The sequence below is a fragment of the Wenzhouxiangella sp. XN201 genome, from assembly GCF_011008905.1.
Classification (GTDB): Bacteria; Pseudomonadota; Gammaproteobacteria; order Xanthomonadales; family Wenzhouxiangellaceae; genus Wenzhouxiangella.
Map to the genome: position 1 here is coordinate 1296788 of NZ_JAAIVI010000017.1, position 15037 is coordinate 1311824.

Genomic DNA, 15037 nt, shown 5'->3' on the forward strand with positions numbered 1-15037 from the left:
GTATGTATTCGATGAACAATCATTTACCGCAAGCGCAGGGGTGCCGAAATGTTCAGCAAGGAACTTGAACTCTCGATCTCGCAGGCCTATCACACGGCCCGCAGCAAGCGCCACGAGTTCCTGACCGTCGAGCATCTGCTGCTGGCGCTGCTCGACAATGACTCGGCGCGCGAGGTCCTGATGGCGTGCAGCGTCGACATCCAGTTGCTCGGCCACGAGCTGGTGCAGGTCCTCAGCGAGGCCGTGCCGGTGCTGTCGGAGGGTGATCAACGCGATACCCAGCCGACCATCGGTTTCCAGCGTGTACTTCAGCGCGCCCTCTACCACGTGCAGTCGGCCGAGAAAAAGGAAGTGCTTGGCGCGAACGTGCTCGTGGCCATCTTCAGCGAAAAGGACTCGCATGCCGTCTACCTGCTCGGAAAGCAGGACCTGGCGCGACTGGACGTGGTCAACTACCTCTCGCACGGCATTGCCCGGACCGACGATGCCGGAGCACAATCCGGCGTGGAAGCGGAGCAGGGTGCCGAGGCCGCCGCCGAGGAAGAAAAGTCGGCGCTGGCCAGCTATGCCACCAATCTCAACGAGCGGGCGAAGGCCGACCGGATCGATCCGCTGATCGGTCGGGCGCTGGAGGTCGAGCGCACCATCCAGATCCTGTGCCGCCGCCGCAAGAACAATCCACTCTACGTGGGCGAGTCCGGCGTCGGCAAGACCGCGCTGGCCGAAGGTCTGGCGCTGCGCATCGTGCGCGAGGAAGTGCCCGAGGTGCTCCATGATGCCGAGATCTGGGCGCTGGACCTGGGCGCGCTGCTGGCCGGCACCAAGTACCGCGGCGACTTCGAGAAGCGCCTCAAGGCGGTGCTCGGCGAATTGAAGAGCCGCGAGAAGGCGGTGCTGTTCATCGACGAGATTCACACAATCATCGGCGCCGGCGCCGCATCCGGCGGCGTGATGGACGCGTCCAACCTGATCAAGCCGGTGCTGGCCAACGGTGACCTGCGCTGTATTGGCTCGACCACTTTCGAGGAGTATCGGGGGGTGTTCGAGAAAGACCGCGCGCTGGCTCGGCGTTTTCAGAAGATCGATATCGTCGAGCCCTCGGTCGGCGAGACCATCGAGATCCTCAATGGCCTCAAGTACCGTTTCGAGGAACACCATGGCGTGAGCTACACCCCCGAGGCGCTGGAAGCGGCCGCTACCCTGTCGTCGCGGCATATCAATGACCGCCACCTGCCGGACAAGGCGATCGACGTGATCGACGAGGCCGGCGCACGCGAACGGCTCAAACCCGAAGACGAGCGTGTCGAGCAGATCGGTGTGACCGAGATCGAGGAAGTGATCGCCAGGATGGCGCGCATCCCGCCGCGACAGGTCTCGCGCTCGGATCGCGACGCCCTCAAGACACTCGAGCGTGATCTGCAGATGGTGGTCTTCGGCCAGGACGAGGCGATTTCGACCCTTTCATCGGCGATCAAGATGTCGCGCTCGGGCCTGGCCGAGGTCGAGCGGCCGATCGGCAATTTCCTGTTCGCCGGGCCCACCGGTGTCGGCAAGACCGAAGTCACGCGTCAGCTGGCCATGACCCTGGGTATCGAGCTGATCCGCTTCGACATGTCCGAGTACATGGAAGCGCACTCGGTCTCGCGCCTGGTCGGGGCGCCGCCGGGCTATGTCGGCTTTGATCGCGGTGGCCTGCTGACCGAGACGGTTACCCAGACCCCGCATTCGGTGCTGCTACTCGACGAGATCGAAAAGGCACACCCGGATGTCTACAACTTGCTGCTGCAGATCATGGATCACGGCAAGCTTACCGACGCCAACGGGCGTACGGCCGACTTCCGCAACGTCATCCTGGTGATGACCACCAATGCCGGGGCGCAGCTGATGAGTCGTCGCGGAATCGGTTTCGTGCCGGCCGATCACAGCAGTGACGGCATGGAAGCCATCCGCAAGCAGTTCTCGCCGGAATTCCGCAACCGCCTCGATGCCATCATCCAGTTCCGTCCGCTACCGCTGGACGTGGTCATGAAGGTGGTCGACAAGTTCCTGATGGAACTCGAGAATCAGCTGGCCGACAAGGGCGTCACGGTTGAGATCAGCCGCGACGCACGGGCCTGGCTGGCCGAGCACGGATTCGACGAGAAGATGGGCGCGCGGCCGATGAAGCGCATCATCCAGGAGCACATCAAGCGGCCGCTGGCCGACGAGCTGCTGTTCGGCGAACTGTCCGAAGGTGGGGAAGTCGAGGTTATTGCGCGCGAGGACGGCAGTGGTCTGGAACTGTCCTGCCGCAGCCGGGCCGCGGCGGAGCCGGTCGCCGAATAGACGGCCGGGTTACTTCATGCGGTAGGTGATGCGGCCCTTGCTCAGATCGTAGGGCGTCATCTCGACGCGCACGCGGTCGCCGGTCAGGATGCGGATGTAGTGCTTGCGCATGCGGCCCGAAATATGGGCGGTGATCACGTGACCGTTGTCGAGTTCGACCCGGAACATCGTGTTGGGCAGGGTTTCGAGCACCTTGCCCTCCATCTCGATATGTTCGTCCTTTGCCATGCAATCCTCTGGAATTGTGAAAACCGCGTTATTTTGACAGTTTTCACGCCAGACGCAAGCCGAATCGGTAAAATACCGCCTGCCGCGATGTTCGCAGGCAAATCGGACGAAAGGGGTTGACTCTTCGCCCGGACTGACTAAAATGCTCAATCCTTCGCGGGAATAGCTCAGTTGGTAGAGCACAACCTTGCCAAGGTTGGGGTCGCCGGTTCGAGTCCGGTTTCCCGCTCCAGGATTCGACGCAAGGCCCGGGTTTCCCGGGCCTTTTGCGTTTTACCCCCGTTCCGTGATGGGGTCGGGATGGGGTACAATCCAGTTCGCTTCCGGCCAGGTGGCAGAGTGGTTATGCAGCGGCCTGCAAAGCCGTTTACCTCGGTTCGATTCCGGGCCTGGCCTCCATCTTTGACGCGTCTCGAGCCGGCCTAGTGCCGGCTTGGTCGTATCTGCGGCCGCGCCTTCGGTCAGACCTTGGGTTTCATCGTGTCGGATCGACTTCCCCTGCGACCGGTGACCAGGGCAATATTGGCCGATCGCATGATCAGGGCCGTCAGGCCCAGCAGCAAGACGATCATCAAGGCGGCCAGCCAGCGGCGATAGGATTCGGCGCGGTAGACACCGCCGGTGCCAATGCTCTCCATCCGCTCGGGCGGATAGGGCAGGCCGTACTGGGTGGCCAGGTTGCGAATGCCGGAAAAATTGATCACCGGAATTTCCTGCTGCAGGAAATGCCCCATCACCGAGGGCACCCGAAAAGCAGCGGAAGGCGCGGTGCGATTGAGGCCACTGCCGAAAAAGTGGTCGATGATGTTCGGGCCGGTGGTCGCGGTTCCCCCGCCAACGTTGATCAACGCAGCCAACGGTTTGTCGGAGCCGCCCTGGTTGTAAATGCGAATGCGCTCGGCGACGGCCTCCTCGTAGCTGTCGGGAACGATCAATTCGATACCCGCCTGCTGCGCGCTCTCGGTAATCATTTCGATGGCGCGTCGGTCGAGACCTACACCCCGATCCTCGATGCCGCCAAGGGTGACGGCATCGGCCTTGATGTCGATCAGTTGCGCGTCCCGAAGTTCGCGGGTGATGTCGAGCCAGGCGAAGCCGGGGATATTGGCCCCCCATTGCGAAGCCGAGCCGGAAACGACGGTGGTCGCTTCGACTCCCATCGACTGGAGGGCGGTATAGACGGCCAGATTCAGTGCCGGAAACGAACCCGAAACGGCCACGCCAACGCGGTCACCGGGTTCGACGCCGGCCTCGGCCAGCAGGCGAATGACCACCGCGGCCCAGTTCGGGTTGATCGTTGCCTGCTTTGATTCCAGGTCGCCACTGTTGCTGGTCAGTGGTGACGAGGCGATGCCGATCAGGCCGGAGCGAAGCGGGTCGACATCGGGATTGATCGGTTCGACCCGCCCGCGAATCGGGCGCAGGACCTCGATACTTTGCTGCACCAGGCGCGAAGCATCGAGCATCTCGCTGTAGTAGTCGGAGGCTTCCTGGCGCGTGAAAGTCTCGACCACCAAAAGGGCGGCCACTGCAGCCAGGGCCAGCAGCAACAACGCGGGTGTGGGGATCGACGACGGGCGCCAGTAGAGTTTTTGCGGCCGGGCTCTCATCGCAGCATCTCCTCGAGGACGGTTGCAAGATCGGCGCGATTGAACGATTGTTCGGCCTCCCAGCTCATCAGCACTTCGGGCATGATCAGAACCAGGATCAGCCGCACCAGAACGGCCGAGACGACCATGCCCACCAGGGTCCGGACGACACCCTGGCGCTCGAACCAGATGGCGATCAGGCCGGGAATGATGTAGCCGATCACGCTCAGTTCGAAGAACCGGAATTGGGTGGAGCTGCCGGTTGCGGTCTCGCCGGTGGGAAAGCTGAGTACGCCGCCCATGCCCAGGTCGATCAGGCTGCCGGCAAGGTAGCCGAACAGGATCATCAGGGCGGTCTTCCGCCGCCCGTAGACCACCATGAAGCTCGACAGGGTGCGCACTGCGATATAGGCCAGGTAAGCGGCCAGGATCGTCATCGCCACGCTCCAGGGTTGCAGGAGTTTCAGGGCGATGTAGCCCGGCACGACCAGTCCGCCGGCGGCCAGGCCGAAGACCTCGACCAGTAGCAGGGTGACGAGCAGGCCGATGCCGATCGACACGGCCAGCAGGTTGAGCACGATCATAGGGGTTGGCTCCGAATGGATCGGTTGTTGAACTGGCGCGCCAGCTCGGCGCCGCCACCGTGCACGTTGCACATGCCGACGATCAGGGCATTGCCCTCGGCGTGTTCGAGAACGGTTTCAAAGGTTTCGGCGGATTCGAGTCCTTCGGCCACGGTCATGCGACCGGGTTTGATGCCGGCCCGGACCGCCGCCCGGGCAAAAAGCAGGGTGCCGCTGCCGATCAGCACGTAGTGATCGGCCGGCGTCCAGCGAGCTGCCACCTCGGCCAGCTGCTGCGATCGTTGCGGACGATCGAAGCGGCAATTGACCACCGCCAGCTTGAAGCGATCCCGGCCATGATGTTCGACTACCTTCTCCCAGATCATCTCGGTCGAATCGGGATCATTGGCGGCGAAGGCGTTGACGAAGACGATGTCGCGACCGAAAAATTCCAGCGTCTGTACGCGAGTTGCACCGACTTCGGGGCTGAGTTGCTGCATGCCGCGCAGTGCCACATCACGTTCGACGCCCAGGGCTTTGCACACGTTCAGGGCCAGGGCGACATTCTCGGCGTGCTCGGCATAGCGAAAGCCGGCCAGGTCGGCCTGGCTGATGGCCGCAGCATCTTCGCTGGTGGTTGCCAGCAACTCGCTGTTGCGGTCCTCGCAGGCCATGCGGAAGGTCTCGAGGTGGGTGTGTTCGGCCGTGAACAGGCGGGCGTTCCAGGGCACCGTTCCGGCCAGTGCCAGTGCCACATCGGATGACGCCGGCCCCATGATGTCGAGGTGATCGGCGCGGGCATTGGTGATCACGCCGTGCGTGGACTGCACCATCTGGCGTTCCGACAGCTCCTGGTAGTGCGGCTGCAAAGCCATGCATTCAACGACCACAACCTCCGGCTCGAATGCGACCAGACGTCGCATCACCCGCATCTGTTCGATGATGTTGGGCTGATCGGGACGGTGGAGGGGAAAGTCATCGCCGTCGGGGTCAGTGACAGCGGCGAAGGAGCCGGTCGTTTTCGAGCATACACGCAAACCGCCAGCGCGCAGACCTGCGGCAATCAGCCGAACGACGCTGGTCTTGCCGCGGGTGCCGTTGACGTGTATCCGTACCGGCAGACGTTTCAGGACGCGGCCGTGCACAAACGACTCGACCAGGCCGAGTCCAATTAGAGTCACCAGGACCACGGTCAGTACGATAATGGCGTGGGTGTTGGAAATGCTCGCTTCCTCCCGAAGCCGGACAGGCAACATGGTATGCAAGGTGGATCAGATATTCCATTCCCGCGGCGTGTATGCTTGCAGTTTCCTGCACCATTGGCCGATCAGCGCCATGCCCAAGCACGCCCGAGCGCTTAGTGATCGCTACCTGCTCCGACCCATCGGGCTGCTGTTTGGCACCCTCTCGATGTTGTCTGCCCCGCTTCTGGCCGCCGATTTCGGGGAGTACCGGAGCGACGGTGGCCGAATCGCGCTTGAACTGCGCGCCGATTACCTGAAGGACTTCGGCGTCGAAGTTCGCGCCGGAATGCAGGTGCTCGGTGAACGCCACCTCCACCACTCAAGACTCCGCGGCGAGTTCCGGGCGCACCTTTCGAGCGCCCGCTTCGGTAGATTCTCCGGTGGCCGCCTGTACTTCACCTCCGACCTGTCGCTTGGGTATGACGGCGCCTGGTTGTCCCTCGAGGAATTGACGCTGTCGGCCGGAGCGGATACGCGCCGGCCGAGCATCGCAGCCGCCGTCGCCGGCGGCGATGTACTGCTTGAGCTGACCCACCTGCATACCAACCTGGCGCCGGAGGGGCGCGAACTGGTCATCGACCATGCCGATGTCGTCGCCACGCCGGCCCTGGCGCGGCGAATCGGCTACCCGGCCCTGGCCGGCCAGGTGCTGGGCTCGGCACGGCTGGTGCTGGATGTTGCTGATTTTGAACCGGTCGAACAGGTGCTGACATCGCGCGGTGCCGCGGCCTGCGAAGGGCGGCCATACTGGCCGCAGGACGGCCATCGCGCCGATATCGCCCTGACAGGCATCGACGGCGTGCAATACCAGGGACGGGACTCCGGTCGGGTCAAGCTGGCGCCCTCGGCCTGGCTGAAGAACCTCGGCGAAGCCGACGTACCGTGGATCGCCAAGTTCGAAGAGAATGCGGTCTACCCCTATGCGCCCAATGACCAGCATCCCTACCTGGTGTGGAGCCTGTATCGCCTGCACGAAGGCCGGATCGAACAGCTCGGTGTTTCCGGCGCGAAGCATGCTTTCAATACCGTCAATCTCAACTGCGATCTGATCTGTGACTATTTCGAGGTCAATAGCAACAACGGCGACGTGCTGGGGCCGGGTTGTGAAGACGTCTACGGCGCCTCGACCAATGACATGAACTCGGCGATGGGCCCGCGCGGAGAGATCGTGGCCAGCCAGGGTGGATTCTCCAGCACCAACTCCTTTTTTGACCAAAACGGCGACGGCATGCAGGACCACGATTCCGGAGAATACGAAAACCGCTTGCTGGTCGACGAATCAGAGCTGTCGAACCAGGGGGCGCGCTACTTCATCGACGCCTGGTATCTGGTGCAATGTGATGCCGACATTTCGAACAGTATGGGATACGTTGAAATCGACCCACAAATGGTAGGCGATGGCTGGACTTTCGATCTTCTGAGCAGCTTCGAGCAAGGCTCGGCCATCAATCTCTGGGTTTACGAAGGAAGTGAGCAATCCCTCGAGCACCATGAACGCTTCGAAGTCGCTTCTTCCACGCCTGATGCCGGATGTCCGGAGGGAATGCCGCAAGGTCACGCCAGGCTTGCCGTTCGTGTCGAGCAATTGAGCGACGACCGTTACGTGTACCGATATGCACTTGTAAATCACGATATCGACCGGGGCATCAACCGTTTCGTTCTGCCCGGTGTGGATGGCTCGCGCATCGATGGTCTCGCTTCACCGGAAGGTGGTTGGAGCAGTTCGGTGGTTGATTCCTGCCGACTGCAATTCCAGACTTCCGATGAAGCACTGGATTGGGGGCAGGTGCGAAACTTCGAATTGATCAGCGACTTTGCGCCGCGATCCGGCCATGCTCGCATCCATCTGGTCGGGCCCAGCCCACCCCAGTCAGTGGCGGTGGAAACCCTTGTTCCTGATGACCAAAGCCTGCTGTTCTGCGATCGCTTCGACAGCCCGGCGAACTGATCGTCCGGGCGCGCCAAGCCTCTGATAGTATCCAATGATCAGTCGATTGCTGATCGCGTTTGCCCGGATGGCGAAATTGGTAGACGCAAGGGACTTAAAATCCCTCGACCGAAAGGTCGTGCCGGTTCGAGTCCGGCTCCGGGCACCAATAAGTGCAGGGTTTCTAGCGGTTTAGGGCCGCATGGAGATGGGGTAGGGCGTTCGGCATGTAACCCTTGTGTAACCCATTTGAGGGTTTTCAGGCCGGGTTACATGGGTTACACGGCAGCCAGGGCAGCCAAGATGGCGAATTTCCTACACGTCAGCAGGGTATCGTCTGATTGCCCCTGCGGGCCTCTGGCGGCACCATGTCAAATGGGGACATGACTGTTCCCGCCATTTTCACGATCAAGAGAGGGACTAGCCATGAAGGGAGTTACTGCAGTTCTAGCCGCTTCATTCGCGCTCGCAGCTTGCGCTACTAGCGGTCCGCCCCCGCTTAGCCCCGAAGAGCAGCAGGTCAGGAGCGTCACAGATGCGTCTGATTGCGAATACGTTACGGGCGCTCAGACTATGGCGTTTCATTCCGACATGACGCTCCAAGAAGCGGTAAAGCGAGAGACGCATGAGCAGGGCGGAGACTCTTTCAAGATCATTCACACTCAGGACAGGCACAGCGACATGTTCGGCCGCGTGACCGAAGTGGAGATTGAGGTTTATCGCTGTCGAACCTGAATTGATCCGTAGCGGTAAGAAATTTCCTACAGGCAGCCGCTCCGCTGTCTGATTGCTAGGGATCGGGCAAGGCGGCATCATGGGGTCGCGCTGGTTGGAATTGTCAGGCGGTAGCCGACCGCGCTAGCGCCAGCCCGATTAGTCCAGGCACGGCAGCGGCCGGTAAGACCGACTCAGGCGGGCACCGGGGGCCGGCTTCGTGCCGGCCCCCTCAAGAGATTTTCATTCAGAGCAACAATCGCCTATGGTTTGCGGCACTAGTCTAGGTCGCAGATTGGAGGGCTGTCGTGAAAATCGTAAAAGTTTCACCAGAGATAGCCGCTACTATTCGGGGGCGCAAGAATCAGCTTGATCGTGTCGAGCTTGAGCCCAAGGACTTGATATCTCCCCTTAGGGAGTGGGAAACAAGGCCAACTGTTGCCGCTAAGCGCATATTCTCAACGCTTGGCGTTCTATCCTCAACCGCCTTTATCGTGGGCGTCGATTACGCGGATATCCCGTTCCTTGGCGTCCCGCAGGGCCAGGGTGGAAAATGGCTTTCTCTAATCCTGTTCGCGGGCATTGTAGTATCAGGCTTCGCATATCTATGGAATCGATCAATCGATCTAAGAGTGCGCGAGTTTGAATTTCTGGCTCTTCGCGAGAAAATTAAGCGTGCCAGCTCATGTGTTGACACCATACTTGAATCATTGGAGCCGGCAGACGCTAGCGATTTTCCAGATATTCGAGTCGTCTTTGATGGTAGCGACCGCGCGAAAGGTCAGCGAGTCGACTTTGAGTGTCAGCAACTGGACGCGGTTCTGCTTTATAGGGAAAAGGTGAGTGGCGAAGAGTTTAAGCGATCGATCTTTGAACGAGTTGAAGTCTGGTTTCTCGTTGGCCTTGCTTCGCTGGGAACGATCGGGCTTTCTCTCTACTGGCTTAAGGCATTCTGCCCCTGAATAATTTGCGCCTTAGTTTTGGGGTAAGGCTTTCCACTACTCAGAACTGTCCGCATGAAAAAGCCCGGCGCTGTGGCCGGGCTGTCTCGGGTGCGGGTTGTGCTGACCGGCTAGAACTCGATCCCCTTATCCAGTTCGGCAATGGCGGCTTCCAGCACATAGGCATCCGGCGATCTGTCTACTTCGCCGTGAGTGAAGGCAGTCACCATCATTTCAAGGATGCTGTGAGCGCGCCAGTATGCGGTTTCATCCTTGACCGGGCCGGTTCCGGGTACTGCGGCTTTCAGTTCCTCGATGAGTTCGTCGAATCGCTGCCACTCCAGTTCCGGCGCTCGCTGGCGTTGTGTGTCTGCCCAAATGGACAAGGCAGCCGCCCTGCTGGTAATCGTGCGGCGCGGATCGGTGCGGTCGGGAATATCGGAAACGGTGTTATCGCTCATGGTCTGTACTCCTATCGGTTCTAGGTGATCGCCACCATTAAGGGTGGCGGGACTCACTAAGCCCCGATAGAGGCCGTCCGGTATTTCCCGCAGGCGGGTGTTGTATTTCCGGCTCTCGTCCCGCCATTGAAACGAACACGCCACGCTGACGGGGTGGCGGCCGCTATCGGTCTTAGGGTTCCGAGAATACGCCAGGGCAGGCAGCGGGCGCAAGTGCGCCTGATTGCTCGAACGGCTGGCCGTCAGCGGCGTTTTAGCCGTCAGGCGGGGGTCAGGCCGGGTTTTGCGGTCTGTGGCGTTGTGGGCGGCGCAATAGGGGGATGAGGTCGGGCTTGTTGCGCTCTATCCAGCCGGGCAGCCACGGCCAATCGTCGGCACCTTCGACCCGGATCGTGAGGCCATCGGTCGTGAGGTGGACTCCGGCGGCCTCCAGGTCGGCCAGCAGACGGGAAACGCGGCGGCGATTGGTGTTCACCTCAGACAGTGACGCGCAGCTTGTCGGCTTCTCGGGTCAGCAGTGCCAGTTCTATTCCGTCAGCGGTTCCAACATCGCGCCGGTAGGCAAGTTTGGCGATGGTTGCGGCCTTGTCTACCTTCCAGCCGGGCAGGTTGTCGAGTTGCCGAATGATGCGCTTGTAAATCTGCATAGCGTTCGGATTTAGCGGGATTGGCGGCTGTGGGTAAAATCGTCGTTTCGCCATCATCACTCCCACGGCGGCGTTTGATCGCCGTTCCAGGTATCCGGTATATCGGGCCGGCTCCGGCGTTTGGTGGCCGCTGTCTCGGCTCGTAATTGCGCTTGGTGCGTGATCCGCATCGAACGGGCCAAGGCGAGACTGGCGCGGCTCTCGCGTTCAGCCATGCGGCAAAGCCGGTCGAAGTCCTCCAGGCTGAATCCATCATTCAGGGTTTCGCCGGTCGTGGCATTCGCCCAGCGATTGAACCGCTCCGCTCGAACCTGGTGCTGACAGTATCGGGCCAACAATTCGAGATGCTCCCGCTTGAACCAGCCCGAAGGCATGGCGGCCACGATTCGCCGCCAAATCTCAGCCTCCGGCTTGTCGAATCCTTTGGGTGGAACCGGGCGTGATCTGGCATTGTCCAGGGGTTCGGCGGGTGCTACGGCTAGCTCGTTGGCGCTCTTGGGGCCTCGCTGTCCCATAATTCCTCCAGTTGAGCAAAAAATGTCCAGGTAACTCACAGCTGCTGGATGCGGACGTATCCCGCTGAAAAAAGGTGTCCAGAAATTGGGGTACCCATGGGGTCAGTCCCATCCTTCCGGCGCTCCGTCAGTCGAAACATGCCGCTTGGCTGTCTTGCCTTGCTCGCGTGCGGTCTTGATCGAATGACAAGGGGCGCACCTGGAAGCCAGGGCACCGCTCCAAAACAAATCAGGGTCGCCACGATGCGGCACGATATGGTCGGCATGCTCGGCAGGCACCACTAGACCGCGCTCCAGGCAGTCGCAGCACAGCGGCTCTCGCTGTAACTGCGCTCTCGATTTCCGACGCCATGCCCGGCGCTTGTATAGCTTGCTGTACTCGGGTCGTGCCATACCTCACCCCAAATCAATCCGGTTTTGATAGTGCTGACCGGAAACAGCAGCGCAGTTTCAACCACCAGCCGCGCTCGCTGGCTTGTGCCCAAACGGGTCTACCGGATCTCAGGCCACCGGCTCCGGCGGGCCGGCGAGAAGCGGACATGACTAATAACCGCTGGCCTTCTTGCTCTTAGACCAGTGACAGCACGCGGACGCCTGCCTGATCCATTACCGCAAGACCGGCGCGAAGTTCTGCCCGAATGCTAATCAGGTTTTCTTCGACGTTCGTTCCATCTTGCTCGAACATCTCCACGGTCGGCGCTTGGCGATCCAACAGCGCGTGTGCGCCATTGTTGGCCAAGACCACCGATCCGCTCGAAATGCTCGGAGACAGAATTGCCGGCACGTTCCAGAGTACGGGCGGGTTGGGCTGTGCCCAGCTACCCGACACATACAGATTGTCGGAGCTAGACCGCTCACGTCGCCACGTCTGGAAGTCCGAAGGATTCACGATCAGATAATCGACCGGGTATCCATCAGACTGCATATCGGCAATCGCATCACCGATCTGGTCCGGGTGTTCCAGTCCGCTTGAACCGCCGACCGCCTGGCCTTCCTGGGTGAAGCCGGAAATGTTGAAGCCGCTACCGTTACCGGCGATCAGCTCAGCTTCCAGTTTGGCGCGAAGGGTGTACTGGAACAGGTTGTTCAGCGCACCCTGGAGCCAGCCCACATCGTCCATAACCTGCCGGCTCACCTTCTGGATAACAGCGACGGTCGCGATCTGCGCTTCCTTGCTCTCAACATCCAGGGTTTGTTCGGCCTTCGTCGCGCCTTCACCAGCCTGAACGGCGGCGGCGTTGGAGAAGTTGTTGACGCGCGTATACCGGACAGCATTGCTTGCGGTTGCGACGCGCGGGATAACATCCAGCAGCGACAGGTTCCGGCGACCAATACCAAACAGGCCGGCAGCCTCGGACGGGATAACGTCGATCCCGGCCTCTGGGCTAGCCGTCGAGCCTTGCAGGCTGGTCAGGGTCTTGACGTTGAAGTCGTCCAGGGTAATGCGCCCGGTCGTCTTTTGGCCGTCCTTCAATTGCGCCAGTCGCTCGGACTTGCTGACAATATCGCCGGGGGTGCGGGGTGCGCCGTAGTGCTTGCCCGTTACCTTGGTCAGTGCATTCTGCTCGAACTCTTGGAACTTGGCATCAAGCCCGTCGAGCCGATCTTCATAGCGATTCACAGCATCATCAAGCGAAGTCTCGACAGCCTTGATGAGCTGTTCAGTCTGTACAGTGGTAGTACTCATGTTCTTTTCCTTTCGGTTTGAGTTGCAATTGCCGCAAACAAAAACCGGCCAGCATCGCGCGGGCGGCGTTAGCAGGGTTCGGGCCTGATCTTCTGATCTTCCGATCTTCCCGGCCAGCTTTGATACCAACATCACGCAGGCACCATCACCGGGGCGCTCGGGCTTCCACCAGTCAGCATCGCGCTGCCCGGCTTTGGCCGTCGCAGGAATCCGCGCACGAAAAAACCCGCCGGGCATCACGCGCGGCGGGCTGTTCGATTGCAGTTTTCCGATGGTATCTATTATCTCATACGGTATCGCTAAAACCGTAGACGCGTAACGCATCACTTGGGTTTCCATAGCGTGTTCACCGTGACATTTTTTGGCGGCTTGTAACGCGGCGGGGCCATCGAGGCGGGGCCGTGCCATCCTTGCCAGAAGTGGGGCCTTGTGTCGCGCCCCTGTGCCTTGGCAAGCAATAGCTCGATGGCATCGCCTAACTCATCGGCCATACACTCCTGATCCTCTTTCGCGCGTTCGGTCAGCAGGCCGGCTTTTTCGAGTTGCTTTACCTGGTAGTCGTCTAAGGCCACGCGGTAGACCTTCAGCCCTAAAGCCTTACGCTGCCGATACCGGCGCTGTCGCTCGGCCCGGCTCACATCAGTACCCGGCACCGTGCGTTGCTGTCTTTCAGAGACTCGGCAAACTGATCAGCCTGCCGTTCAGTGATCGGGCCTGCCGATTCCCAGTAGCATGGCCGGCCTTCCGCAACATGGCAGGCGACTATGAAGCCAGTCTCAGGGCACCAGGCCGCCACGATGATGCTCTGCTCTTTCTCGATGGCCTCCTTGATCCCTTCGGCAAGTTGGGCCTGCACTCCGGGCGATTGCGGAAACGTCATACAGATTTCAGGTTCTCTCATGGGTTCTTCCTCCGGTTGGCTATCTGTCTCAGACTGGCGCGGGATACAGCCTTGTATCCGGCTTTGATCGTTTGGCCGCTTGGCGTGCGTAGTACCAGAGTGCTGGGCAGGTTCACTCCCACCACTTCCAGGGCACCGGCTACACTTGGCAGCCGTACCAGGTCGCCAACACGGAAGCCGGCCAGCTCGTCGGGTTGCCATGCCTGATCGGCTGGCGCGTTCTGTTCTTTGCGGTTGCTCATGATGGATTCCTCGTGCGATTGGATTGCTCGTTTGGGGCCGCGCGCTGTTTCGAGCCTTTTTTCGATGCGTAGATAAGCCCCCGCAGTACCGCCCCTATATGGCTAACTACATAGGTGCCCGTATTCCGAACTGGTGGGGGGTCAAAAAAGGCGGTTTCAGACCCGTATTGCGAACTGTCAGTTCTGTATGTGGGTCTGGTGGTCATGCTGCTGACCCGTATTGCGAACTGGCAGACCCAGATAGCGAACTGCCTTCCTGTTTTTCGTCTCGGTAAAGGCGACTCGGAATCTGTGTGGGCTTAACGTCGATCTTGCTGCGACCAGCTTTGTCTGTGCATTCGTGGATCGGCTCCCAAGTGAGCGCCCACAGGTGCGGGCCGGCATTGCGTCCGCCTGTCCTGGTCTGCTCTATGAAGCCGGCTCTCTGAAGCTCTCTCGCGGCCTCTGACAGCGTTCCCTTGCTACGCCAGCCGTTGCCCTTCATGAGCGAGAAGGCGGCGCACAGGTCGCCGTTATTGAAGCCGTTGTATTGACGGGCCAGGTCAACTAGCAGCTTGACGGCATACGCACTCAGTGAGGCGTACTTCCGGGTACGCAGTACCTCTTCGGGAAGCCGAGTAAATCGGCCCGTCTTGCGCCGCCCCTTGTTGTTTGTGTTCTTACCCATCAGCGCCCCCTCTGCCGCCACACAGCGAAGTGTGCAGGGCGGTATGGCGAGCAATGGCGCGGGGTGGTAGGATTAGCGCATCGTCTGCCGAGACGTGAAAGCCCTTCGTTGCCCGGTCGCCTCCTACGCGCCGGGCTTCGTTTTTCTGGATACTTCATGCCGCATCGCCGCCGATGGTGTTGTGACGGATGCGGCTTTCAATCCAGGCATCAAGATCGGGCCGGCGATACCGGACGGCTCGGCCCAGCTTTACAAACTGCGGGCCTTTGCCACGGCTGCGCCATGCTTCAAGGGTGGTCTTTTGTAGCCCGAGATAACGGGCGGCTTCGATGGTGTCGAGAAAGGTTGTGTTGGTCATTTCCTGTCCTAGCGTGTTTGCTTAGGAC

17 protein-coding genes and 3 tRNA genes are annotated in these 15037 nt (G+C 60.6%); 6 read left to right on the plus strand and 14 right to left on the minus strand.

Features of this window, described 5'->3' with window-relative positions:
- Positions 1–48 precede the first annotated feature (48 nt).
- A complete protein-coding gene (gene clpA, locus G4Y73_RS06310) occupies positions 49–2325 on the plus strand; it encodes an ATP-dependent Clp protease ATP-binding subunit ClpA (RefSeq protein WP_164230555.1) in 2277 nt (758 codons plus the stop codon).
- 9 nt (positions 2326–2334) lie between these two features.
- On the opposite strand, the gene infA is transcribed toward clpA, so the two are convergent.
- The gene (gene infA, locus G4Y73_RS06315; protein WP_164230557.1) at positions 2335–2553 is read right to left on the minus strand and encodes a translation initiation factor IF-1; all 219 of its coding nucleotides are present in this window, start codon (positions 2551–2553) and stop codon (positions 2335–2337) included.
- A 156-nt stretch (positions 2554–2709) separates the two neighbouring features.
- Here infA and G4Y73_RS06320 point away from each other — a divergent pair.
- A tRNA-Gly gene (locus tag G4Y73_RS06320) sits at positions 2710–2785 on the plus strand.
- A gap of 93 nt (positions 2786–2878) precedes the next feature.
- Positions 2879–2952: transfer RNA gene (locus G4Y73_RS06325), tRNA-Cys, on the plus strand.
- A gap of 62 nt (positions 2953–3014) precedes the next feature.
- On the opposite strand, the gene pgsW is transcribed toward G4Y73_RS06325, so the two are convergent.
- The 3 genes from pgsW to pgsB are packed head-to-tail and all read right to left on the minus strand — an operon-like array spanning position 3015 to position 5961.
- A complete protein-coding gene (gene pgsW / locus G4Y73_RS06330) occupies positions 3015–4163 on the minus strand; it encodes a poly-gamma-glutamate system protein (RefSeq protein ID WP_164230559.1) in 1149 nt (382 codons plus the stop codon).
- Positions 4160–4726, minus strand: coding sequence for a poly-gamma-glutamate biosynthesis protein PgsC (gene pgsC, locus G4Y73_RS06335; RefSeq protein WP_164230561.1), 567 nt, complete (start codon positions 4724–4726; stop codon positions 4160–4162). Before pgsC ends, pgsW begins: the two co-directional genes overlap by 4 nt.
- Positions 4723–5961: a poly-gamma-glutamate synthase PgsB gene (pgsB, locus tag G4Y73_RS06340; protein ID WP_240451228.1), complete on the minus strand. Its 1239-nt coding sequence runs from the start codon at positions 5959–5961 to the stop codon at positions 4723–4725. The genes pgsC and pgsB overlap by 4 nt, the downstream gene beginning before the upstream one ends.
- Positions 5962–6040: 79 nt before the next feature.
- Here pgsB and G4Y73_RS06345 point away from each other — a divergent pair, with 79 nt between their 5' ends.
- The 3 genes from G4Y73_RS06345 to G4Y73_RS06355 all read left to right on the plus strand — a co-directional run bounded on the left by G4Y73_RS06345 (position 6041) and on the right by G4Y73_RS06355 (position 9552).
- Positions 6041–7897: a hypothetical protein gene (locus G4Y73_RS06345; protein ID WP_164230563.1), complete on the plus strand. Its 1857-nt coding sequence runs from the start codon at positions 6041–6043 to the stop codon at positions 7895–7897.
- Positions 7898–7958: 61 nt separating this feature from the next.
- Positions 7959–8045 (plus strand) — tRNA-Leu (locus G4Y73_RS06350).
- Between the two features lie 853 nt (positions 8046–8898).
- Positions 8899–9552: a hypothetical protein gene (locus G4Y73_RS06355; RefSeq protein ID WP_164230565.1), complete on the plus strand. Its 654-nt coding sequence runs from the start codon at positions 8899–8901 to the stop codon at positions 9550–9552.
- Between the two features lie 110 nt (positions 9553–9662).
- Here G4Y73_RS06355 and G4Y73_RS06360 read toward each other — a convergent pair whose 3' ends face one another.
- The 10 genes from G4Y73_RS06360 to G4Y73_RS06405 all read right to left on the minus strand — a co-directional run bounded on the left by G4Y73_RS06360 (position 9663) and on the right by G4Y73_RS06405 (position 15009).
- Entirely contained in the window at positions 9663–9992 is a 330-nt protein-coding gene (locus G4Y73_RS06360) for a hypothetical protein (protein ID WP_164230567.1), read from the minus strand.
- A gap of 271 nt (positions 9993–10263) precedes the next feature.
- The gene (locus G4Y73_RS06365; RefSeq protein WP_164230569.1) at positions 10264–10467 is read right to left on the minus strand and encodes a hypothetical protein; all 204 of its coding nucleotides are present in this window, start codon (positions 10465–10467) and stop codon (positions 10264–10266) included.
- A gap of 1 nt (position 10468) precedes the next feature.
- Positions 10469–10693 carry a hypothetical protein gene (locus tag G4Y73_RS06370; protein WP_164230571.1) on the minus strand — a complete coding sequence of 75 codons (225 nt, stop codon included), beginning with the start codon at positions 10691–10693 and terminating at the stop codon, positions 10469–10471.
- Positions 10694–10695: 2 nt separating this feature from the next.
- On the minus strand, positions 10696–11013 hold the full coding sequence (locus G4Y73_RS06375; RefSeq protein ID WP_164230573.1) for a hypothetical protein: 318 nt from the start codon (positions 11011–11013) through the stop codon (positions 10696–10698).
- A 709-nt stretch (positions 11014–11722) separates the two neighbouring features.
- Positions 11723–13180: a phage major capsid protein gene (locus tag G4Y73_RS06380; protein WP_164230575.1), complete on the minus strand. Its 1458-nt coding sequence runs from the start codon at positions 13178–13180 to the stop codon at positions 11723–11725.
- Positions 13165–13479 (minus strand): hypothetical protein, encoded by a 315-nt coding sequence (locus G4Y73_RS06385; protein ID WP_164230577.1) that lies wholly within the window; start codon positions 13477–13479, stop codon positions 13165–13167. Before G4Y73_RS06385 ends, G4Y73_RS06380 begins: the two co-directional genes overlap by 16 nt.
- A complete protein-coding gene (locus tag G4Y73_RS06390) occupies positions 13476–13742 on the minus strand; it encodes a hypothetical protein (protein WP_164230579.1) in 267 nt (88 codons plus the stop codon). The genes G4Y73_RS06385 and G4Y73_RS06390 overlap by 4 nt, the downstream gene beginning before the upstream one ends.
- Positions 13739–13984, minus strand: coding sequence for a hypothetical protein (locus G4Y73_RS06395; protein ID WP_164230581.1), 246 nt, complete (start codon positions 13982–13984; stop codon positions 13739–13741). Before G4Y73_RS06395 ends, G4Y73_RS06390 begins: the two co-directional genes overlap by 4 nt.
- Before the next feature lie 202 nt (positions 13985–14186).
- Positions 14187–14651 carry a hypothetical protein gene (locus G4Y73_RS06400; RefSeq protein WP_205596500.1) on the minus strand — a complete coding sequence of 155 codons (465 nt, stop codon included), beginning with the start codon at positions 14649–14651 and terminating at the stop codon, positions 14187–14189.
- A 154-nt stretch (positions 14652–14805) separates the two neighbouring features.
- A complete protein-coding gene (locus G4Y73_RS06405; RefSeq protein WP_164230584.1) occupies positions 14806–15009 on the minus strand; it encodes a helix-turn-helix domain-containing protein in 204 nt (67 codons plus the stop codon).
- Positions 15010–15037: the final 28 nt, after the last annotated feature.

What these genes read in the sequence shown, in the direction of transcription:
- clpA (WP_164230555.1), top strand. Translation starts at nt 49, where the DNA reads ATGTTCAGCAAGGAACTTGAACTCTCGATCTCGCAGGCCTATCACACG.
- infA (WP_164230557.1), bottom strand. Translation starts at nt 2,553, where the DNA reads ATGGCAAAGGACGAACATATCGAGATGGAGGGCAAGGTGCTCGAAACC.
- pgsW (WP_164230559.1), bottom strand. Translation starts at nt 4,163, where the DNA reads ATGAGAGCCCGGCCGCAAAAACTCTACTGGCGCCCGTCGTCGATCCCC.
- pgsC (WP_164230561.1), bottom strand. Translation starts at nt 4,726, where the DNA reads ATGATCGTGCTCAACCTGCTGGCCGTGTCGATCGGCATCGGCCTGCTC.
- pgsB (WP_240451228.1), bottom strand. Translation starts at nt 5,961, where the DNA reads ATGTTGCCTGTCCGGCTTCGGGAGGAAGCGAGCATTTCCAACACCCAC.
- G4Y73_RS06345 (WP_164230563.1), top strand. Translation starts at nt 6,041, where the DNA reads ATGCCCAAGCACGCCCGAGCGCTTAGTGATCGCTACCTGCTCCGACCC.
- G4Y73_RS06360 (WP_164230567.1), bottom strand. Translation starts at nt 9,992, where the DNA reads ATGAGCGATAACACCGTTTCCGATATTCCCGACCGCACCGATCCGCGC.
- G4Y73_RS06370 (WP_164230571.1), bottom strand. Translation starts at nt 10,693, where the DNA reads ATGGCGAAACGACGATTTTACCCACAGCCGCCAATCCCGCTAAATCCG.
- G4Y73_RS06375 (WP_164230573.1), bottom strand. Translation starts at nt 11,013, where the DNA reads ATGCCTTCGGGCTGGTTCAAGCGGGAGCATCTCGAATTGTTGGCCCGA.
- G4Y73_RS06380 (WP_164230575.1), bottom strand. Translation starts at nt 13,180, where the DNA reads ATGGAAACCCAAGTGATGCGTTACGCGTCTACGGTTTTAGCGATACCG.
- G4Y73_RS06390 (WP_164230579.1), bottom strand. Translation starts at nt 13,742, where the DNA reads ATGAGAGAACCTGAAATCTGTATGACGTTTCCGCAATCGCCCGGAGTG.
- G4Y73_RS06395 (WP_164230581.1), bottom strand. Translation starts at nt 13,984, where the DNA reads ATGAGCAACCGCAAAGAACAGAACGCGCCAGCCGATCAGGCATGGCAA.
- G4Y73_RS06400 (WP_205596500.1), bottom strand. Translation starts at nt 14,651, where the DNA reads ATGGGTAAGAACACAAACAACAAGGGGCGGCGCAAGACGGGCCGATTT.
- G4Y73_RS06405 (WP_164230584.1), bottom strand. Translation starts at nt 15,009, where the DNA reads ATGACCAACACAACCTTTCTCGACACCATCGAAGCCGCCCGTTATCTC.